The sequence below is a fragment of the Haloarchaeobius litoreus genome, from assembly GCF_024495425.1.
GTDB lineage: Archaea > Halobacteriota > Halobacteria > Halobacteriales > Natrialbaceae > Haloarchaeobius > Haloarchaeobius litoreus.
The window spans coordinates 752,946-773,370 of sequence record NZ_JANHJR010000001.1 but is presented as its reverse complement, the minus strand read 5'-3'; the positions used below and the strand labels follow the sequence as shown (position 1 = coordinate 773,370).

General features: G+C 69.3%; 20 protein-coding genes. 8 read left to right on the top strand and 12 right to left on the bottom strand.

Translation table 11 applies throughout. The features are described 5' to 3' along the window. Positions 1–36: 36 nt before the first annotated feature. Genes NOW55_RS03835 through NOW55_RS03825 form a run of 3 tightly spaced genes read right to left on the bottom strand, consistent with a single transcriptional unit; the run spans position 37 to position 2,779 of the window. On the bottom strand, positions 37–1,071 hold the full coding sequence (locus tag NOW55_RS03835; protein WP_256398752.1) for a hypothetical protein: 1,035 nt from the start codon (positions 1,069–1,071) through the stop codon (positions 37–39). Further along, positions 1,068–2,240, bottom strand: coding sequence for a DNA primase small subunit PriS (priS, locus tag NOW55_RS03830; RefSeq protein WP_256398750.1), 1,173 nt, complete (start codon positions 2,238–2,240; stop codon positions 1,068–1,070). The genes NOW55_RS03835 and priS overlap by 4 nt, the downstream gene beginning before the upstream one ends. Positions 2,241–2,293: 53 nt before the next feature. Continuing rightward, positions 2,294–2,779: a GNAT family N-acetyltransferase gene (locus tag NOW55_RS03825; RefSeq protein WP_256398749.1), complete on the bottom strand. Its 486-nt coding sequence runs from the start codon at positions 2,777–2,779 to the stop codon at positions 2,294–2,296. A gap of 105 nt (positions 2,780–2,884) precedes the next feature. Between NOW55_RS03825 and NOW55_RS03820 the strand changes: the two genes are divergently transcribed. Genes NOW55_RS03820 through NOW55_RS03810 form a run of 3 tightly spaced genes read left to right on the top strand, consistent with a single transcriptional unit; the run spans position 2,885 to position 5,835 of the window. After that, positions 2,885–3,853 carry a DUF502 domain-containing protein gene (locus tag NOW55_RS03820; protein WP_256398748.1) on the top strand — a complete coding sequence of 323 codons (969 nt, stop codon included), beginning with the start codon at positions 2,885–2,887 and terminating at the stop codon, positions 3,851–3,853. Next, on the top strand, positions 3,850–4,266 hold the full coding sequence (locus NOW55_RS03815; protein ID WP_256398747.1) for an archease: 417 nt from the start codon (positions 3,850–3,852) through the stop codon (positions 4,264–4,266). Before NOW55_RS03820 ends, NOW55_RS03815 begins: the two co-directional genes overlap by 4 nt. 60 nt (positions 4,267–4,326) lie before the next feature. Continuing rightward, positions 4,327–5,835 carry an RtcB family protein gene (locus NOW55_RS03810; protein WP_256398746.1) on the top strand — a complete coding sequence of 503 codons (1,509 nt, stop codon included), beginning with the start codon at positions 4,327–4,329 and terminating at the stop codon, positions 5,833–5,835. Positions 5,836–6,018: 183 nt separating this feature from the next. Here NOW55_RS03810 and NOW55_RS03805 read toward each other — a convergent pair whose 3' ends face one another. Both NOW55_RS03805 and NOW55_RS03800 read right to left on the bottom strand, forming a co-directional pair. Next, positions 6,019–6,249, bottom strand: coding sequence for a hypothetical protein (locus NOW55_RS03805; protein WP_256398745.1), 231 nt, complete (start codon positions 6,247–6,249; stop codon positions 6,019–6,021). Positions 6,250–6,311: 62 nt separating this feature from the next. Continuing rightward, on the bottom strand, positions 6,312–6,614 hold the full coding sequence (locus tag NOW55_RS03800) for a DUF7969 family protein (protein ID WP_256398744.1): 303 nt from the start codon (positions 6,612–6,614) through the stop codon (positions 6,312–6,314). Between the two features lie 88 nt (positions 6,615–6,702). On the opposite strand from NOW55_RS03800, the gene NOW55_RS03795 reads away from it, so the two are divergent. Further along, positions 6,703–7,554 carry an eIF2B alpha/beta/delta subunit family protein gene (locus NOW55_RS03795; protein WP_256398743.1) on the top strand — a complete coding sequence of 284 codons (852 nt, stop codon included), beginning with the start codon at positions 6,703–6,705 and terminating at the stop codon, positions 7,552–7,554. Between the two features lies 1 nt (position 7,555). On the opposite strand, the gene trmB is transcribed toward NOW55_RS03795, so the two are convergent. Both trmB and NOW55_RS03785 read right to left on the bottom strand, forming a co-directional pair. After that, a complete protein-coding gene (gene trmB, locus NOW55_RS03790; protein ID WP_256398742.1) occupies positions 7,556–8,614 on the bottom strand; it encodes an HTH-type sugar sensing transcriptional regulator TrmB in 1,059 nt (352 codons plus the stop codon). An 83-nt stretch (positions 8,615–8,697) separates the two neighbouring features. Beyond that, on the bottom strand, positions 8,698–9,441 hold the full coding sequence (locus NOW55_RS03785) for a proteasome assembly chaperone family protein (RefSeq protein WP_256398741.1): 744 nt from the start codon (positions 9,439–9,441) through the stop codon (positions 8,698–8,700). A gap of 96 nt (positions 9,442–9,537) precedes the next feature. On the opposite strand from NOW55_RS03785, the gene NOW55_RS03780 reads away from it, so the two are divergent. After that, positions 9,538–10,560 (top strand): mechanosensitive ion channel family protein, encoded by a 1,023-nt coding sequence (locus NOW55_RS03780; RefSeq protein ID WP_256398740.1) that lies wholly within the window; start codon positions 9,538–9,540, stop codon positions 10,558–10,560. Here the strand turns inward: NOW55_RS03780 and NOW55_RS03775 are convergent, their stop codons facing one another. From NOW55_RS03775 to NOW55_RS03760, 4 genes are all read right to left on the bottom strand, one after another. Beyond that, complete coding sequence (locus NOW55_RS03775; RefSeq protein ID WP_256398739.1) at positions 10,561–10,965, bottom strand: universal stress protein; 405 nt, start codon at positions 10,963–10,965, stop codon at positions 10,561–10,563. Positions 10,966–11,001: 36 nt separating this feature from the next. Next, positions 11,002–12,363, bottom strand: a complete 1,362-nt coding sequence (locus NOW55_RS03770) for a bifunctional metallophosphatase/5'-nucleotidase (RefSeq protein WP_256398738.1) — start codon at positions 12,361–12,363, stop codon at positions 11,002–11,004. A gap of 89 nt (positions 12,364–12,452) precedes the next feature. Then, positions 12,453–13,862 carry a bifunctional metallophosphatase/5'-nucleotidase gene (locus NOW55_RS03765; protein ID WP_256398737.1) on the bottom strand — a complete coding sequence of 470 codons (1,410 nt, stop codon included), beginning with the start codon at positions 13,860–13,862 and terminating at the stop codon, positions 12,453–12,455. A gap of 23 nt (positions 13,863–13,885) precedes the next feature. Next, the gene (locus NOW55_RS03760; protein ID WP_256398736.1) at positions 13,886–15,325 is read right to left on the bottom strand and encodes a bifunctional metallophosphatase/5'-nucleotidase; all 1,440 of its coding nucleotides are present in this window, start codon (positions 15,323–15,325) and stop codon (positions 13,886–13,888) included. 62 nt (positions 15,326–15,387) lie between these two features. On the opposite strand from NOW55_RS03760, the gene NOW55_RS03755 reads away from it, so the two are divergent. After that, positions 15,388–15,642: a DUF5816 domain-containing protein gene (locus tag NOW55_RS03755; protein ID WP_256398735.1), complete on the top strand. Its 255-nt coding sequence runs from the start codon at positions 15,388–15,390 to the stop codon at positions 15,640–15,642. Between the two features lie 167 nt (positions 15,643–15,809). After that, positions 15,810–16,133: a DUF7116 family protein gene (locus tag NOW55_RS03750; protein ID WP_256398734.1), complete on the top strand. Its 324-nt coding sequence runs from the start codon at positions 15,810–15,812 to the stop codon at positions 16,131–16,133. 6 nt (positions 16,134–16,139) lie between these two features. On the opposite strand, the gene NOW55_RS03745 is transcribed toward NOW55_RS03750, so the two are convergent. After that, positions 16,140–17,321: a pyridoxal-phosphate-dependent aminotransferase family protein gene (locus tag NOW55_RS03745; protein ID WP_256398733.1), complete on the bottom strand. Its 1,182-nt coding sequence runs from the start codon at positions 17,319–17,321 to the stop codon at positions 16,140–16,142. 87 nt (positions 17,322–17,408) lie between these two features. On the opposite strand from NOW55_RS03745, the gene NOW55_RS03740 reads away from it, so the two are divergent. After that, positions 17,409–20,411, top strand: coding sequence for an FAD-binding and (Fe-S)-binding domain-containing protein (locus NOW55_RS03740; RefSeq protein WP_256398732.1), 3,003 nt, complete (start codon positions 17,409–17,411; stop codon positions 20,409–20,411). Positions 20,412–20,425: the final 14 nt, after the last annotated feature.

Genomic DNA, 20,425 nt, shown 5'->3' with positions numbered 1-20,425 from the left:
CTGGAACTGTGTGAGAACGTCCCGTGATCGGACTGCTCAGTCGAGTTTCTCTGCGGCCTCGCGGTCGAGCAGCGGCTCCGCGTTGGCCGTCGGGAGCGTCACCACGTCGTCCGCGTCGAGGCTGTACTCGCGCTGGTCGACGCCGAATATCTCCCCGACCTCGTCCGTGATGCGGACGGTCGTCCGCTCCACGTCGTCGCCCGCCCCCGCCGTCGAAGACGCGCCAGCCGGTGTCCCCTCGGACGCGCCACCAGCCGGAACCGGCTCGGCGGCCGCCTCCGTGGACTGCGTGGCGACGCCCGAGCCGTCCGTGGCCGGGTCGCCCGACGACGGTGTCTCGCTGGTCGACGGCGTCTCACCCATCACGTCGGCGGCGCTGACGCCGTCGCCGCCCGCCTCGGCCCCGTCACCGCCCGCGATCGCGCTCGCCTCCGCTGCCGCCACGTCGGGCGCGCGGTCGTCGTCGGGCTCCGGTGCGGCCGGCGACGACGTCTCGTCCTGTGGGGCCGTCGCGTCCGCACCTGCCGGGGTCTCTGACGCGGAGGTCGTGTCCTCCGTCTCCCGCGCGGCCGGTTCGGGTACCGGCTCGGACGGTGTCGCATCGGTGTCCCGGTCCATCCCGTCTTCGGGGTGGTGAGTCGGGGAGTCGTCGCCCGCGACGGCCGGTGTCGTCGACGCCTCGCCCGCGATGACGTCGAACATGTGGTCCTTGTTGCCCTCGATACGCTCGACGAGGTCGTCGTACAGGGCGCGCTCCTCGTCGGTGAGGCCCTTGACCTGGTCCATGCTCGCCATGTCGGCGGCGGCGAGGCTGGCCTGCTTGACCAGCTTCCCGAGGCGGCGCTCGTAGAGCGATTCGGCAGTCGAGCGCGCGGTGTCTATCTCGTCGGTCAGGCGCTGGACCTCGGGCGAGCCGAACGGGTCGTCGGACTCCTGGGCGATGCGGTCACGCTCCCGTTTCAGCTCCTCGACGAACGCCGCGACCTCCTGGTAGAAGGAGTCGCGCAACCCCTGGAGGCCACCCTTCTGTCGTTCCGTGTCGAGCGCAGAGCGCAGTTCGTCCAGATTCATTCTTTCCCCTTCTCGGCGCGGCCGCGGGCCATCAAGAACACGCCCACGTACTCCGGTACAGTCTGTGTGCCTGCCTCCACCGTAAAGCTACCGCCGCCGAGTTCGACGTCGGTGGCCTCCTCGACCGTCACCTCGATGTCGTTCCCGACGAACGTCCCCGGGACGGCGTCGTGGAGCGGGTCGAACTCGGCGACCTCGTCCCGGGGGATGCGCGTCACCGCGAGGCCGGTGCCGCCGTGCAGGCTCCCCGGCAGCCGGATGAGCCGGTTGATGTCCGTCGTCACCGGCTCGTCGATGGGTGCCGTCTCGGCGTCGAACGTCTCCTGTGCGAAGATGTCGGCGAGCCGGACGACCGTCGGGTGGACGTCGAGGTTGCCGGCCGCGAGCTCGTCGTACCGGTCGTCGAGCACCTCCACGAGCTTCTTCGACCGGCCCGTACCGATTCCCTCGAACGACTGGAGCCGGTCGCGGGCCTCGTCCTCGGGCAGTTCGCGTACCTCGTCGACGAACGCGAGCAGCCGGTCGTGGACGCGCCGGCCCCAGCCGCCCGTCGTGTCGAGGCTGCGCTTGTCGGTCGGGTTCTTCAGCCCCAGCCCGGCGACGGACTCGCGGTCGACCAGCGACTCGAAGTCCACGTCGTTGGCCATCACGTAGTCCACGATATCGCGCCGATGGCCGCGGTCGAGCGCGTCGACGCCGTCGTCGCGGACGTGGACGTGGTAGCCCCGACCGCCGGAGAAGGTCACTGTCAGGTCCTCGAAGCCGAAGTCGGTCTCGAGCAGGTCGAGCAGCCGCAGCAGGGCGTCCTTGCAGACCGCGAGCATCTCCGCGTAGCTGTCCTCGTCCGGGTCGACACCCGGCAGGTGGTCGGCGTCGAGGTCGAACACGAGGTCCGACCCGCGCCAGCCCTTCTCCGACATCGAGCCTGCGCCGGGGTCGTCGTAGCGGCCCGCGGAGAAGTAGACGTGTCGCGGCCGCTCGTCCGTGAGGAACGTGCCGAGGTCGCCGACCTCCAGCCAAGAGTGATGTCGGATCATCGTCGTGCCACCCGACGACCAGGTGATGTACCCCCACTCGCGCTCGTTCGGCTCGGGCGGCGGAGAGAGCTCCGTCCCCCGGTAGTGGTCGCCGAAGCGACCGCGGAGGTATCGTCGGGTGCGCTCGTTCATGGCTCTCGTTGGTTCGGAAGGGGGTCGTACAAACCTTGCGGAGTCAACCCGGGTCAGCGACGCATGAACTCGGAGAGACGACCCGTGATGCTCACGTCGTCACCGAGTTTCAGGTAGTACGCGTCGCCGCCGTCCTCGTAGTAGTTGTCGATGCGTCGCTTGATGTCGAAACCGAGGTGCTCGTAGAATCGCAGGGCGTTCTCGTTGCTGGTGCGTGCGTGGCACGTGACGGTGCGATGCTCCTCCGCGACCCGCGCGACGAGGCGTTTCCCGATGTCCTCGCCGCGATAGTTCGGATCGACGGCGAGAAAGAGTATGTAGCCGTCGCGGCGGACCGCGGCGAACCCGATGACCGGCTGGTCGGCCCCCTCGTCCAGAAGAAGGTGGACCTTCGACCGGCGATACGCGTCGGTGAAGAAGCTCTTGCGCTGCTTGAGTACGTCCTCATCGCGGCGGATGCGCTCTTTCAGGCGCCACGCATCCTCGACGTACTCGTCGCTTCCGGGGGAGACGACGCGCGTGTCGACGTTGACGCTCACTGTCGTGAAACTCCGGGACACGCCGATATAATTCCACCGGCAGTCAGCCCCCACCGAGTTGGTTTGGGAAAAGGTTTTCCCGAACGCCAGCCGTCCGGACAGGAAATGGGTTCTCCAGTGGACGACGAGCGCGCTGACGACCGGTTCTCGCCACTGAACGTGCTCCAGGACGCGTTCGTGGCGGGACTGGCGGTCGTCGTTCCACTGCTCGTCACGCTGTTCGTCCTGAACGTGCTCGCGGGGTACCTGTTCACATTCCTCGACGCCGTCGTCGTCGCGCTCGGACGGATGGGATTGAGTCAGGGGGTCTCCGTGATGGTCGTCCAGACGCTGACCATCGCCTTCGTGGTCCTGCTCGTCCTCGCTATCGGCTTCCTCACCAGGTTCCGGTACGGGGAGCTCGCCATCTCCTACGTCGACGGCTTCGTCGCGCGGATTCCCGGCTTCGGCTCCATCTACGACAGCTTCCGCGAGATGTCCGAGGTCATCGTCCAGAGCGAGGAGCGCAACTTCCGGGACGTCAAACTCGTCGAGTTCCCGCAGGAGGAGACGTACACCCTCGGGTTCCTGACCACGTCGACCCCACAGCCTCTCCAGGAGGCTGTCGGTCGGAACGACATGGTCACGCTCTTCCTCCCGCTCGCGCCGAACCCCGTCATGGGCGGCAACCTCGTCCACGTACCCGAGCACCGCATCGTCGACGTCGACATGAGCGTCGAGGAGGGCATCCGAACGGTCGTCACGACCGGCGTCGCGATAGGGGGCGACCCGAGCGAGCCGGACAACCTCACCGAGGCCGAGCTCGGCCAGATGGCGGCCTTCAAGCAGGCCGAGGACGACGTGGGCACCGACGCCGAGCCAGAGGTCGAACCCGACGTGCTCGACCGGGAGACCGACGGGGAGGACGTGCAGGACGCGGAGGTCGCGCCGGACGGCGACCTGGACCTCGAGACGGGCGGCCGACGGCAGGCCGGCGCGCGGGAGGAACACGAGTTGGGCGGCGAGGCGACCACGACCGAGGACGAAGAGGACCGCCAGACCGAGGCCGACATGACCGACGAGGACACACCATGAGCTTCGAGCTCCGCGAGCACACCGCCGACGTGGCCGTCGAGGCGTCCGGCGACACCCTCGACGCGTGCTTCGCCGCGGTCGCGGACGGACTGACCGCCGCGCAGTGCGACGACGTGCCGGACGGCGTCGGCGACCGCTTCGAGCTGTCCGTCGAGAGCGAGCGCGTCGAGAGCCTGCTGTTCGACTACCTCGACGAACTCGTCTACGAGCGCGACGTGCGGAGCGTCCTCCCCGCCGACCACGAGGCGGCCGTCACCGGGGGCGACGACGGCACCTGGCGCGTCGACGCCAGCGCGCGCGGCGTCCCCTTCGACGCCGTCGAGGCCCGCGAGGTCAAGGCCGTCACCTACTCCGAGATGCGCGTCGAGGAGACCGCCGACGGCTGGCATGCATACGTCGTCTTCGACGTGTAGGAACGAACCGGTCGCTACCGGGACACAATCTATTCCGACCGCGACGACGAAGCTCGAACTATGACCACCTACGACGCAGGCGCGGTCACGCTCAGGAAGGTCCGTGACTACGTCTGGGAGATGCCGAAACAGGGCGACATGCGGGTCCCGGCGCGGGTGTTCGCGAGCGAGGCGCTGCTCGACGAGATCAGCGACGACAAGACGCTCGAACAGCTCCGCAACGCGACCCACCTGCCGGGCATCACGAAGTACGCCATCTGCATGCCCGACGGCCATCAGGGCTACGGCTTCCCCGTCGGAGGAGTCGGCGCGATGGACGCCCGGGACGGCTGTATATCGCCCGGAGCGGTCGGCTACGACATCAACTGCGGCGTCAGGATGATGACGACGAACCTCACGTACGACGACGTACAGGGCCACGAACAGGAGCTCGTCGAGTCGCTGTTCGCGAACGTCCCGAGCGGCCTCGGCGGGGGCGGCGTCTTCGAGGGCACCGTCGGCGACGTGGACGCAATCCTCGAGGACGGCGTGCAGTGGGCGCTGCGCAACGACTGGGCCGTCCCCGAGGACCTCGAACACTGCGAGGACGAGGGCAAACGGCCGGACGCCGACCCCACGGCAATCTCGCAGAAGGCGAAGGACCGCGGGAAGAACCAGATCGGCTCGCTCGGCTCGGGCAACCACTTCCTCGAGGTCCAGCGCGTCACGGACGTGTACGACGACGAGGTCGCTGACGCGTTCGACCTCACCGAGGACCAGGTCGTCGTGCTCATCCACTGCGGCTCGCGCGGGCTCGGCCACCAGACCTGCAACGACTATCTCCGGCGCATCGAGAAGACCCACGCCGGCCTGCTGGACAGCCTCCCCGACAGGGAGCTCGCCGCGGCCCCTGCCGGCTCGCAGCTCGCCGATGAGTACTACGGCGCGATGTGCGCCGCCATCAACTTCGCGTGGGTGAACCGCCAGCTCATCATGCATCGCACTCGGCAGGTGTTCGAGCAGGTGTTCGACCGCGACTGGCGGGATATGGAGATGCACCTCCTCTACGACGTGGCCCACAACATCGCGAAGAAGGAGCACCACCAGGTTGGTGTCGACGCCGACGGCACCGTCGTCGCGGACGACGGGGACGCCGTCGAGTACGAGACGCGCGAGCTCTACGTCCACCGGAAGGGGGCGACGCGGGCGTTCCCGGCGGGCCGCGAGGAGGTCCCACCCGCCTATCGAGCGGTCGGCCAGCCCGTCATCATCCCCGGGAGCATGGGCACCGGGAGCTACGTCCTCCGCGGCGGCGAGCGGTCGATGCACGAGACGTTCGGGTCGACCGCACACGGCGCGGGCCGGCTGATGAGCCGCACGCAGGCCAAGAAGGAGTACCGGGGCGGCGACGTCCAGACCGCCCTCCGGGAACACGACCGGATATACGTGAAAGCACAGTCCGGCGCGACGGTCGCCGAGGAGGCACCGGGCGTCTACAAGGACGTCGACGAGGTCGTCCGCGTGAGCGACGCACTCGGCATCGGCGACCGCGTCGCACGGACGTTCCCGGTCTGCAACATCAAGGGCTGAGCAGCGCCGACGCGTCGCCGACCGCCCGGCCCTTGAAATGCGAAGCCGGGGCCAGACTGGGCGTGGTCTGAGCCACGTCGCATCTCGGTCCAGGCGCTCGCGCGGTACGCCGGATGCGAACTCCCCCAGGTACCGCCTGTTCGCCAGCCCATCGAGTCCGACGGCGCGCTCGCCCAGCGAACGCTACTTCAGCCGGTAGGGGTTGTCGTCGTCGCCACCGTCCTCGCCCACACCCTCCGGCACCTCGCTCCCCGGGAACTGCCGGCGAGCGGTCAGGGTGATCGTCGCCTCCGGCGTGTCGTCGTCCTCCCACGGGCTCTCGTACACCGACAGCTCCGACTCCGTCACGTCCCAGCCGTGGGCTTCGAGCACGCGCACGAGCTCCCGCTGTTCGTCGAGTATCTCGTCGTCCATCACCCCTGTCTCGACGGTGGCGACACAAAAGCCTCCGGCTGGAGGCGAACCCGCGACGAGCGTCAGCGAAGGAAGTCGAACCGCGGTCGGTCGATGTCGGGCACGCGGTGGTCGACCGGCTCGCCACCCTCGAACTTCACGAAGCTGAGGTAGAAGGTACGGCCGCAGCCGGCGTCCGGGTCGTCCTCGGCGTCACCGATGCAGACGAACTCCACACCGTCCGCGTCCTCGTACTCGTCGGTCGTCGACGCGTACTCCCAGCCGTCGAGTGGCTCCTTCGTGACGCACTTGTCGGCCATGTAGGCGTCGCGTTCGAGGCTCGTCAGGGCCCCGCAGTAGGGACAGTAGTAGGTGACGGAGACCATACCGCTGGTAGGGAACGGACGGACTTAGCTCCGCGGCCGCCCCGACCCAGTGGAAAGGTCTTTGGCACCGAGCGGCGAGGGTTCGAGCATGATAGACGAGACCGTCGAGGAGATCGAGGAGATGCAGACCCACTCCTCCTCGGTCGTCGCCGTGAAGGCGACGCGAGCGCTGCTCGAACTGCTCGACCGCGAGTTCGCGACCGTCGAGGAGTACGAGCGGGCACTCGACCGCAACGCCAAGGCCCTCCAGCGCGCGAACCCCTCCCACGCCTCCCTGTACAACGCGATGCGCGAGGTCGTGGACACGGTGAGCGCGGCCGACAGCGAGGACGTGGACGACGCCAAGGCCACGACGAGCGAGGCCGTCGAGCGCGTCGTCGATGCCGTCGAACACGGCAAGAGCGGCGCAGCCGAGCGCGCCGCCGAGCACATCGAGGACGGCAGTACCATACTCACCCACGACTACTCCTCGACCGTGCTGGAGGCCATCGAGCTCGCGACGCGCGACGGCGCGCACGTCGAGATGTTCGTCACGGAGGCTCGGCCGCGCTACCTCGGTCGGAAGACGGCCCGCACGCTCGCCGGGAACGACCGCGTCGAGACCCACCTGCTGACCGACGCCGCGTCGGGCTACTACCTCGACGAGTGCGACGAGGTGTTCGTCGGGATGGACTGCATCGTCGGCGACACCCTGTACAACCGCGTCGGCACGTTCACCATCGCGGCGACGGCGGCCCACTGCGACGTGCCCGTGAGCGTCGTCGGGTCGAGCTCGAAGGTCATCGAGGGCGGGTTCGTCTTCGAGAACGAGTTCCGGTCGCCCAGCGAGGTGATGCGCGAGCCGGCGGAGGGGTTCGACGTGAGAAACCCGGCGTACGACGCGACGCCGGTGTCGCTCCTGACGCGTGCGATAACGGACGAAGGCGTGATGGAGTTCTGAGCTATCGGTCCACTGCTGGCGGCTCGTCACGGCCGATTGTTATCTCGTGGGCCTCGACGTCCTCGTAGGCCGCGACCTGCCCACCGACGGTGATCTCGCCGTCGTCGGTCCCCAGCGTGAGCCCGGCGACCTCCTCGGTCATCTCGAAGGAGATGTCAGTCACCTGCCCGCGGACGAGCCGGGGCGTCCCGGTCTCGACGTCCCGTCCCTCGATGGTGGCGTAGAACTCCCCGCCCTCGTCGATGAGGTCCTTCACGGCGCGGCGGATGGAGGAGTAGCGACGCGGGAACGGCCGGTTCTCGCCGTCGGCGAACACCTCCTCGGCGGTCGTCCAGAGCACAGTGCCGAAGAAGCCGGAGACGAGGAATCCCAGCGCGGAGCGGTTGAAGATGACGCCGTAGCGGTCCTGGTCGTCGCGGAGCGCGTCCTGCGTGGCGTAGATGGAGTAGGAGCCGTCGGCGACGGCCATGACCGGCGTCGTGATGCCCCTGCGGACACGGGCCGTGGTGGCGATGCGACTGTAGTCGAACTCGTCCGGGTCGGGCGCGCCGGCGGCGGGGGTCACCAGCAGTTCGATGCTGATGCCCTGATGGTGTCGGGTCGCCAACAGGTCCTCGAACCGCTCGAGCAAGTCCGGCGTGAGCGACAGCGCCAGCTCGTACTCGGCGGCGTCGATGACCTCCTCCAGATAGCGGAGGATGGTCGAGCGGGATTTGACGAGCGAGACGGCCTCCGTGTCGCGAGCAGGGGCGGTGTAGCGGGCGTTGAGTTCGTCGACCAGTTCCGACAGCGAGGACTCCAGGTCGGTGAAGGCGTCGTCCGGGTCGACGGCGATGATCTTCATCGGCCGGGACTCGCGGAGCTCGACGAGCCCGCGGTCCGAGAGGCTCCGGACCGTGTCGTACACCCGTGGCTGGGGTATCTCGGTCCGGTCGGCGATCTCCGATGCGGTGAGCTGCCCGTGTTCGAGCACGGTCAGGTAGGCGTCTATCTCGTACTCCCCGAGATTGAACCGCTCCCCAACCCGCTCCATCGTCCCACGGAGGTCGTCGGATGGCATACCGTATGCACTCGGGGCGACCGTTAAATCATTTACTGAAATTCGAGTAGCACACTGTTCCGAAACTGGCTCCTGTCAAGCAGTCACATGTACATACGATCGTCCGGCGTGTCGCGTTCCGGGACGCTGTCGAGTCTCTCGGCGAGTTCGGTGTAGTACCGGCCGACGCGCTCGGCGAACTCCTCCAGCGGGGCGGTGTCGAGGTCGAGGTCGTAGACCGTCGAGACCGCGTCGAGGAGGTTCAGCGCGGCCTCCACGTCGGGTGCCTGTGCGTGGACCGGCGTCACGTAGACGCCGACGGCGAGCGACGAGTCCATCCCGCGCTCGACGAGCGCCGCGTTCACGCCGTCGAGGAAGCCGTTGGCCATCGGTGGGACTTCGCTCTCGTCGAACCGCTCGCGTCGGTAGTCCTCGGTGGCGACGTAGAAGGTGCGATGGTCCTCCGGTCCGTGTGGGACGGGCACGCCCGAGAGCACCGCGACCTCCTCGACCGCGTTCGTCTCGGTCCAGTCGAGCACCGCGCGGGCGAACGGTTTCGCCGCCCACGTGGGGACGAACAGTTCGGACATCAGCACGGTCAGGTTCAGGTCGTCCCGCGAGAGCAGACGGGTGCTGTAGCGAGGGGCACCGTCGCTGAACGGGGTGATCGAGGGGAGGTCCTGTGCGACGATGTGGCCGGTCTGCTCGAGGTCCAGCTGTTCGACCAGGTAGTCGACAGCGGTGAGTCCGGCGAGACCGAACTGCGAGAAGCCGGCGACGACCACGTCGGACACCGCCTCGTCGTGGGTCACGTCGAATCGGACGTCTTCTGTGGACTGAGTGGCCATACTGTCAGTACGTGCTGCTAAGCGATAAAACCGGGAGCGGTTCGGCCTTCGACCGGGGTCCCAACCCTTATTTCGGGCCAGTGAGAGGGCAGGAGTATGTCACCCGGGCCGGTCATGCAGGACGGCGGGACGACGACCGCCGGGAACCAGACGGCGACGAGCGACGGTGCGACGCAGGAGGGCGTTCGACTCGTCGAGCAGCTGCTCCCCGACGCCATCCCGGGGCTGGTGATCGAGTACGGGATGGCCGTGCTGGTACTGATCATCGGGTTGTACGGTTCGAAGCTGGCCATCCGGCTGTTCGGGCGGACCATCGCCCGACGTATCCAGCGACCGAGCATCACCCAGACCGTGCTCCGGTCGGTCCGGCTGGCGATCATGCTCGTCGCGGTCGCGGTCGCGCTCTCCATCATCGGCTTCCGTGGGAGCGACATCCTCCTCTCGGTCGGTGTGTTCTCGGCCGTCCTCGGTATCGTGCTCGCTCCCATCGTCGGGAGCATCATCAACGGGGTGTTCGTCCTGGCGGACCAGCCGTACGAGATCGGCGACATGATCGAGATATCGGACAGCGAGACGCGCGGGTTCGTCGAGGACATCACCATCCGGTACACGAAGATATTCACGCTCGACAACACGTTCATCGTCATCTCGAACTCGTCGATCCGGGACCGCGACATCGTGAACTACTCCGCGGAGGACGAGCGAACTCGGCTCTCGCTCTCGCTGACGGTCACCTACGAGGGCGATCTGGCGGAGGCCCGCAAGCTGATGGAGGACGCAGCGAAGGGTGTCGACGGCGTCATCACCGGCGGCCCCGACATCCGTATCGGCTCGGCGCGGTACCCGGCCGCACCGACGTGTTTCATCGACGAGTACGCGGACCACGGCGTGAAGCTGGTGCTCCGATACTGGTCGAAGGCACCGTACAAGCTCATGCGGGTCCGCTCGGAGGTGAACGAGGCGGTGTGGGCCGGGCTGGAGGACGCCGACGTCCACATCCCGTACCCGCACTCCCACGTCGTCTTCGACGAGACGAGCGGCTCGCTCCCGGTGGAGATGCAGCGTGGGGAGGCACCCTCCGGCCGTGCCGGGCAGCGCCCGGAGGACCGGGAGGACTGACTACTCGGCCTCGACGGTGACGACCTCGCAGTCGAGGTTGCGCCGGAGGTACTCGTCGATGTCGGGTTCGTCGACGACCTTCTGGAGCATCCGCCGCCAGCGGCCCATCTGCTTCGAACCGATGACGACGACGTCAGCCTCCTCGGCGGCCACCTCGTCCAGGATGGTCTCCTCGACGAGGAAGCCCCGGCGGACGACGTACCGGGCGTGTGGGACGGTCCCGAACGCGCGCTCGGTGGCCCGCTTGAGGTCGGCCCGCGAGACGCGTTTCCCGTTCTGGTAGAGGTTGACGTGGAGGACCGTCAGCGCCGCGTCGCGTTCCTTCGCGGTGTCGATAGCCGATTCGAGCGTCGCTCTGGAGTGCTTGCTCAGTGGGTATCGAACGGGGACGACGACGCGGGTCATCGGGTGAAGGGAATCGACGTGCGCGGGTAAATCTTCTCAATCGCGCCGCCAGACGACGCGGCCGTCGACGCTCGGGTCGACGCCGACCGAGCGGGCGTAGTCAGCGAGCACCTCGTACTGGGTGTCGTGGAGGCCGAGTCGGTGCTCCTCGTCGAGCGTCGGGAACTCGTGATCGGTGTGGAACAGGTAGTCCGTCGTGGCGACGGTGTACGTCTCGTCGGGGTCGACCGGCTCACCGGCGACGGTGGCGTCGACGAGCACGTGGTCGCTCCGGTCCCAGGTGATCGAGGCACCGCTGATGTGGGCGTGCCACCAGTCGAGTTCGCCGAACGCGAGGTTCGCGCCGCTGGCCTCGCGGAACACGTCGCGTAGCTCCGCCCCGGTGACCTCGGCGACGGCGACGGGCTCCTGGAACGGGACGACGCTGACGAGGTCGGCGATGGTGACTGCGCCGTCGAGCGCGTCGCCCTCCCGGATACCGCCCGAGTTCTGCAGGCCGACGTCGGCGTCGGTCGCCCACCGGTAGGCGTCGGCGACGAAGTTCCCGATGCGGCTCTCGCCGCGGAACGCTGCCGAGTTGGTCCGCACGATGGGCTCGTCGACGTGGCCGACGACCTCGTCGAGGTCGGCATCGGTCATCCGGTCACGGAGGGTGTCGGCGAGCGCCTCGTCGCGGGTGCCGTCCATCGGGTCGTGCCGGGTCGCCTCGGGGCCGTCGGGGCCGAGCTCGACCTCGTAGACGGCGGCGGCGTTGACGCCGGGGCGCAGGAGGAGCGTGTCGTCGATCCACTCCTCGACAACGCTGTGGACGTGGCCGCCGAGGACCACGTCGACATCGACCGAGACGGCGAGCTCCTCGTCGCCCTGGCCGAGGTGGGAGACGGCGACGACGTGGTCCACGCCGGCGTCTCGGAGGGCGTCGACCGCGTCCTCCGCCGCGGCGATGGGCTCCGTGAAGTGCAGTGCCGTCGCGTTCGGGTTGATGGAGGGCGTCTTCGGGTCGGTGACGCCGAAGAACCCGACCCGTGCGCCGTCGACCTCGCGGACCGTCCACGGCTCCGTCAGGTCGGGGGCGAACCGGTCGTCGCCGTCGCGAACGTTCGCGCTGACCCACGTCTGCGGCGAGTCGGCGACGATATCGCGGGTCGCCTCGGGGCCGTAGTCGAAGTCGTGATTGCCGAAGGTCTCGACGTCGGTGTCGACGGCGTGGAAGAAGTCGAGCGCCTGCCGGCCCTCGGTCACGAGCGAGAGCACGCCGGGGGAGGTGTTGTCGCCGGAGCCGACGACGAGCGCGTCGTCGTCGCGGAGGGCGGCGAGGGTGCCGGCGAGCCGCCCGATTCGGTCGGGGTCGTCGTAGGCGTTCTCGACGTCGGAGTAGTGGAGCAGACGGGGAGACATACACCCTGCGTAACCGTGGTTCACAGATGAACGTGTCGCTCCGGCGGGCGGTTCGCACAGCCGCCGGCAGCGGGGTTCGTGCGTGTCCCTCAGTTCCGGACGTCGTCTGCCGTCGCACCACCGACCTCGTCGAGCGTCGGCCGCCGGACCCGGCCCTCGATCCGGGGGTCGACCTCGTTCTCCCGGGCGTACTCGACGATGGCGTCGAACTGCTGACCGTGCGAGTCGACCACGTCGTCGGGGTCGAACGCGTCGAACAGGTGCGAGGAGGTGACGTAGTACCGACTCGTCGCGAGCCGGTACGTCGCGTCGTGGTCGAGCGGCTCGCCGCCGACGAGTATCTCGCGCGCCTCGTCGGCCAGGTCGTCCCAGACGACCGAGAGACCGCTGACGTGGCCGAACCAGTGCGTCGGCACCTCGTCACCGTACTGGGCGAGGGCCGCGTCGTGGACCGTCCGTCTGACCTGCTCGCCGGTGACGCGGACGGACACCAGCTCGTTCTCGAACGGGCAGAGCCCGACGAGGTCGGCCGCCGTCACCTCGCCGGCGAGCGCGTCGGTTGTCCGGAGGCCACCGGAGGAGTGGACCGCGATGTCGGCTGCGGCGGCCCACCGGTACGCGTCGGTGACGAGGTTGCCGACGCGGCTCTCCCCCTGCTTCGTGTCCGCCCGGTCGACCGTCACGGGCTCGTCGACGCTGCCGACCACGTCCGTCAGGCCCGCCTCGCGGCGGCGGGTCTCGAGCGCGTCGAGCAGGTCTTCCGCGACCGGGGCGTCGCGCGTGGGGAGCCGGTAGCCCCGTGGCCGGTCCTCGAAGACGACCTCGGAGAGGCCGGAGGCGTTCGAGCCCGCGCGGACGAGCAGCGTCCCCTCGACCACGTCGATGAACTCCTCGTGGGCGTGCCCGCCGAGGACGACGTCCACGTCGAGGTTCTCGGCGAGCGGGGTGTCGTCCCCGCAGTGCGAGATGACGACGACGTGGTCGACGCCGTGCTCGCGCAGTTCCGCGACCGCGTCGCCCGCGGCCGCGACGGGGTCCGCGAAGGTGAGCGGTTCCGAGGAAGGGTTGATGTCGGCGGTCTCCGGGCTGGTGACGCCGGTGACGCCGACGCGATGCTCGCCGGCTTCGCAGACGGTCCACGGGACGACACCCTCGTCGGCGGCGAAGAAATCGGCGTCCCCGCCGTCGTCCTCGAAGACGTTGGCGCAGATCCACGGCATCGGGGAGTCGCCGACGACCGCGCGGGTCACCTCGGGGCCGCGGTCGAAGTCGTGGTTGCCGAAGGTGTCGCCGTCGGGCTCGACGGCGTGGAAGAAGTCCAGCGCGTGACGGCACCCGGTGACGAGCGAGAGCACGCCCGGCCCGAGGTTGTCGCCCGCGCCGAGGACGAGCGTCTCCTCGTCGCGTCGGTCGCGGACGAGGCCGACGAGTCGGGCGAGCAGTTCCGGGTCGTCGGGAGCCCGCTCGATATCGGCGTAGTGGAGGATGCGGAGGGGCATGGTAAATCGGTGTGGGCATCGGGTTATGAACGTTCGGCTCCCCTGTCGGGAAGCCACACGTCGCCCGCTCCAGACCGTCGTCCACCGGCGACGCGCTCGAACCAGTCCACCGGCTCCGTCGGGATACCCGCCCGCTCGGCGTGGGCGACCATCGCGTCGTGGACGGCACCGGGCTCCGCCACGACATGCTCCTCGGTGAGCGTCGGGAACTCCACGTCCTCGACGACGAGGTAGCCGATGGTCGTGAGCCGGTAGGTCGCGTCCCGGGCCAGCGGCTCACCTCGGACGGCCACCTGTTCCGGACGACCGCGCTCCTCGTCCCACGCGAGTTCGAGGCCGGCGAACTGCCCGTTCCACGGCGGCCCGTCGCGGCCCGTGTGACCGCCTCCGGCCTCGGTGACGACGGCGGCGAGTTCCGAGCCGTCGAGTTCGACCGTTACGAGCCCGGCGGGAAACGGGACGAGCGAGTGGAGGTCGACCCGCCGGACCGCGCCCGAGAGCGGGACACCGCAGTCCCGCATCGTCATGCTGTTCACCAGCCCGATGTCGGCGTCGCCGGCCCGGCGGAACGACTCGGCGACGAACGTCCCGACCGGCGAAGGTTCGCGTGCGGTGCGCTCGACGCGCCCGTCGACGTGGGCCACGGTGTCGTCCAGTTCGGCTGCGGCGAGCTGGTCGCGCAGGACCGCGGTCAACTCCGGGTCGGGCTCGTGAGCTGGCACGTCGTGGAACTCGGTGGTCGTCGCGCCGGCATCGTCGATCCGCACCTCGACGAGCTGCTGGCCGGCCGCGCCGGATCGGACGATCCGCGTGCCCGCAACCACCTCGTCGCGGGGCGTGTGGTCGTGTCCGCCGAGGATGGCGTCCACCTCGACGGCCCGGGCGATGGGCTCGTCGTCGCCGCAGTGCGAGACGCCGACGACGTACTCCGCGCCGGCGTCCCGGAGCGCGCCGGTCGCCTCGCGGGCCGCGGTGACCGGGTCACGGGCGTCGAGTGGTACGTCGGGCTTTATGTGGGGGAGGGCGGGCGTCGTCACGCCGAAGACGCCGACGCGACCGGCTGCCGTGTCGATGGTCGTCCACGGCTCCGTCGCGTCGGCCGCGAATCGCCCCTCGTCGCCGCCGCCACCGTCGTAGAGGTTCGCACAGAGCCACGTCGGCGACGTCTCGGCGGCGAACCGTCGGGCGCGCTCCATCGGCCCGTCGAACTCGTGGTTCCCGAACGTCTCCACGTCGGGGGCAACGGCGTCGAAGAACGCCTCGGCGTGGCCGCCGTCGCCCTCGAAGCTGAGCACGCAGGGTCCGGTGTCGTCGCCCCCGCCGGTCACGACGGTCCGGTCGTCCCGTCGCTCGCTGATGGCGGTCGCGAGCCGGCCGACGCGTTCGGGCACGTCGTAGGCGGCCTCCAGGTCGGCGTAGTGCAGCAGTCGGAGGGTCACGTCCGGGCGTCCGCCGCGCTCCATCAAGAACGTTCTCCCCTGGCGAGACGAACAGACCTAAGCGACCCTGTCCCCAAGCCCGGGGCATGAGCGACCACGCGCTGGAGGAGCTGCGCACTGCGGACGGGGAGACGGTGTACGTGGACCGGACGGAGGGCGACCGCGGCTCGAAGGCCCCCTTCTTCGTGGTCTACGGGACGCCGGACCGCGGGCGAAAGTACGGATGGTTCTGTGCGAACTGCGAGACGGTCGACAACGCGATGGACTCGATGGGGCGCATCCAGTGCAACATCTGCGAGAACTTCCGGAAGGCGACCGAGTGGGACGCCGCACACGAGTGAGCGTTCCGTCATCTCCCGATGCAGTGACGAACAGGTCTGTCCGTGAGTGAACGACATCGTGGTCGAACGCCTGGCCGAGTTCGGCCGTTTCAGAACCCGTCGGCGGAGGTTTCCGATGGTTAGTTCGGGTGAACGTTTATTAGGCCGGCCGTGGTATGAGTTACCGAATGTGCCCCGTTAACACGAACCGGCACTTGCGGGAGGAAGCGGAGTCGATTTTCAGCCGCCTCGGTTACTCCGTCACGACCGATGGCGACGAAGTCCGCGCGGAACGAGACTGGAAGGTCGTCCACGTGACCGCAACCGAGGAGCTACGTAATCCGCCGGAGAACTCCTCGCCCGGTTCGTATCGTTGCTTCGTCACCCGTACGGAACACGCCGACGCGGTCAGGCGTCGCGTCCGCGAGACCGACCCCGACTACGAGTGGGCCGTCATCGGCGTCGACGAGGAGGCGGAGTACGAGGTCGAGCGCGCACCGCCGGCCACCTAGGCCGGCCTACAGCCGTTCTGCGGTCGCCGCCGCGCCGGCAGCGGCGTCCACGTCCGCGCCCTCGTCCTCGAGGACGCTGCCGAGCGCGTTGACGAGGTAGGTCACGTTCTTCGGCCGCGCGGAGTGACCCATGCAGCCGATGCGGAATATCTCGCCCGAAAGGTCACCGAGCCCGCCGGCGATCTCGAGGTCGTACTCGTCGAGCAGCCGCGAGATGACCGCGCCGTCCTCGACGCCGGCGGGTACCCGGACGGCGTTCAGGCTCGGGAGCCAGTACTCGTCGGGTGCGTTCATCTCCATCCCCATCGCCTTCACGCCGGCCTTCAGCGCACCCGCCATGCGCTCGTGGCGCTTCCACCGCCTCGCGATGCCCTCCTCGGCGACGAGCCGGAGCGCCTCGCGGAGCGCGTAGACGTTCGTGATGGGTGCGGTGTGGTGGTACGCACGCTCCTCCCCCCAGTATCCCTCCAGCAGCGAGAGGTCGAGGTACCAGGAGCGGGCGGGCTCCTCGCGGGCGAGCACCTTGTCCATCGCGTCGTCGTTGAGCGTCAGCGGCGACGCGCCCGGCGGACAGGAGAGACACTTCTGCGGGCCGGCGTAGGCCACGTCGATGTCCCACTCGTCGACACGCAGCTCGACGCCGCCGACGCTGGTGACGGTGTCCGCGACGACGAGCGCGTCGTGCTCGTGGGCGATGCCGGTGAGCTCGGAGACATGCGGCTGGCGGACGCCGGTGCTCGTCTCGGCGTGGACGAAGCCGAACACGTCTGGCTGGTGCTCGTCGAAGGCGTCGGCGACGTCCGCCGGTGAGAGCGGTTCGCCCCACGGCGCGTCGACCTCGACGACCTCGCCGCCGGCCCGGCGGGCCATCTCCGCCATCCGACCGCCGAAGTAGCCGTTCGTCGGGACGAGCATCGTGTCGCCGGGTTCGACGACGTTCCCGATGGCCGCCTCCATGGCCGCCGAGCCGGTCCCCGACACCGGGATGGTCCACTGGTTGTCGGTCCGGAAGGTGTACCGCAGCAGTTCCTGCACCTCGTTCATGATCTCGATGAACGACGGGTCGAGGTGGCCCACCAGCGGCGTGCTCATCGCGCGGAGCACCCGCGGGTTGACGTCGCTCGGTCCCGGCCCCATCAGCGTCCGGTTCGGTGGCGTGAGTTCGCCGACCTGTGGTGTGTCCTGCATACCGGGAGCATCAGGGCGTCGCGGCAAAAAGCTATCTCGCCGGCCCGTGGCGAAGGCATTTACCGTGGTATGCCGTCACGTAACACGATGGCGACTGACGACGGCAGCCGCCCCGGCCACGACAGCCTCGGGTTCGCGCACCCGGACGACGAGTCCTACGTCGACCTCGCCGAGGACCTCCGCGAGTCGGTCCGCGGCGACGTCCGCTTCGACGAGTACGCACAGGTGCTGTACGCCACGGACGGGAGCATCTACCAGGCCCGTCCGGCGGGTGTGGTCGAACCACGGGACGCCACGGACGTGCAGGCGGCGGTCCGGACGGCGGCAGACCACGGGGTCCCGGTGCTCCCACGCGGGGCCGGTACCTCGCTGGCGGGACAGGGCGTCGGGAAGGGCTGTGTCGTCCTCGACTGCTCGGTCCACATGGACTCGGTGCTCGACGTCGACCCGGAGGCACGGACTGCCCGGGTCCAGCCCGGCGTCGTGCAGGACGACCTCGACGCCACCCTGGAACCCCACGGCCTCCAGTTCGCGCCGGACCCGGCCTCCTCGGCGCGGGCGACCGTCGGCGGCGGCATCGGCAACAACTCGACGGGTGCACACTCGGTCCGCTACGGCATCACCGACGCCTACGTCCGCTCCGTCGACGTGGTGCTCGCGGACGGGATCGAGGCGACGCTCGGCGACGTGACACTCGACTCCCCCGAGTGGGACGCACTCCTCGACCGGGACGACCGCGTCGCCGACCTCCACCGGACAGTGCGGGAACTCGTCGAGGGGCACGAGACCGAGATTGAGTCCCGCTACCCCGAACTCAAGCGCTGCGTCTCCGGCTACAACCTCCACAAGGTGGTCCGCGAAGAGGACGGCAAGCGCGTCATGAACCTCGCGAAGCTCGTCGTCGGGAGCGAGGGCACGCTGGGGGTCGTCACCGCGGCCGACCTCGACCTCGTGACCCGTCCCGAGTCCACCGCGCTGGCCGTCTTCGCCTACGACGACCTCGTGGACGCACTGGCGGCCGTCCCCGAGGCGCTCTCCCACGACGTGAGCGCGGTCGAGCTCGTCGACGACCAGGTGGTCGCGATGGCCCGCGACGCACCCGAGTACAGCGAGTACGCCGAGCCGTTCCCCGTGGACGCCGCGGCCTTCCTGCTCGTCGAGTTCGACTCGGAACTCCACGACGACTTCGTGGCGGCCATCGACACCGTCACCGACACGCTCCAGCGCGAGGGAGCCGCCACCGAACACCTCGAAGCGTTCGACCCCGACGACCAGGCCGACCTCTGGAAGCTCCGGAAGGCGGCCATCCCGCTGCTGATGTCGATGGACGGCGACCCGAAGCCGTACCCGTTCATCGAGGACGCGACGGTCCCGCCGGACCGGCTCGCCAGCTACGTCGAGGAGTTCGAGGAGATACTGGACCGTCACGGCACCTCGGCGGCGTACTTCGCTCACGCCGGCGTCGGCACCCTCCACATCCGGCCCATCCTGAACCTGAAGACCGACGACGGCGTCGAGACGATGCACGCCATCGCCGACGACGTGACCGACCTCGTGCTCGCGTACGACGGGGCGTTCTCCGGCGAGCACGGCGACGGGCTCGCGCGCACCGAGTTCACGCCGAAGATGTACGGCCCCGACCTCTGGAACGCCTTCAAGCGGGTCAAGACCGCGTTCGACCCGTCGTGGCTGCTCCACCCCGGCAACGTCGTCTACCGCGACTCGCCCGCAGACTGCGGGCCACCGAACGGCCGCGGCGTCGGGGCCGACATGCGCGAGAACCTGCGCTACGGGGGCGACTACAGCGCCGTCGAGCCACGGACGGCACTCGACTTCGACGACGACGGCGGCTTCGCCCACCTCGTCGAGCTCTGCAACGGCTGTGGCACCTGCCGCCAGACCGGGAGCGACACCATGTGCCCGACCTACCGCGCCAGCCGCGAGGAGATTCAGAGCACCCGGGGACGGGCGAACCTGCTCCGGGCGGCCATCGGCGGCGAGCTCGACGAGGACGAGCTGCACTCCGAGCGGTTCCAGTCCGAGGTGCTCGACCTCTGTGTCGGCTGCAAGGGCTGTGCGAGCGACTGCCCGACCGGCGTCGACCTGGCGAAGCTCAAGTCGGAGCTGAAACACCAGCACCACGAGCGCGAGGGTGCCTCGCTCCGCGAGCGGCTGTTCCGCGACATCGACCGCTGGGCGAGCCTCGGGAGCACGTTCGCGCCGCTGTCGAACTGGTCCACCCGGGTTCCGGGCGTCCGCGCCGTCGGTGAGCGCCTGCTCGGCGTGGCGGCCGACCGGGAACTCCCGACCTTCGAGCGCGAGAGCCTCGTGGACTGGTTCGACGCCCGCGGCCCGCGGGTGCCGGCCGACGCCGACCGTCGCGTCGTGCTCTACCCGGACACCTACACCAACTATACGGAGCCGGCGGTCGGCAGGGCGGCCGTTCGGGTACTGGAGGCCGCCGGTGTCCACGTCGCGGTTCCCGGGAATCTCGGGGCGAGCGGCCGGCCGGCGTACTCGCTGGGTTTCCTCGACACCGCCCGGGAGCGGGCCAGGGCGACGGTCGCGGCGCTCGAACCGCCCGTCGCGGACAGCTGGGACGTGGTGTTCGTCGAGCCGAGCGACGCCGCGATGCTCGCCGACGAGTACGCGGACCTCCTGCCGGATTCGTCGGCTCGTGCGGCCGTCTCTGCGGCCAGCTACGGCGTCTGCGAGTACCTCGACCGCCACCGGCTCGTCGCGGACCTGCCGACGGACGCGCCCGACGACCGGCTCGTCTACCACGGGCACTGCAACCAGAAGGCGCTCGGGACGGACCACCACGCGGTCGGCGTCCTCCGGCGCGCGGGGTACGCGGTCGAGCCGCTGGACTCGGGCTGCTGTGGCATGGCCGGTAGCTTCGGCTACGAGGCCGAGCATCTCGAGCTCTCGCGGGCCATCGGCCGCATCCTCTTCGAGCAGGTCGACGCCGCCGACGGCCGGCCGGTCGCGCCCGGTGCGTCCTGTCGGACCCAGCTGGCCGACAGGTCCGGTGCCGACCGGCCACAGCACCCCATCGAGGCCGTCGCGGACGCGCTCGACGGGGAGTGACCACCGGCCGCACC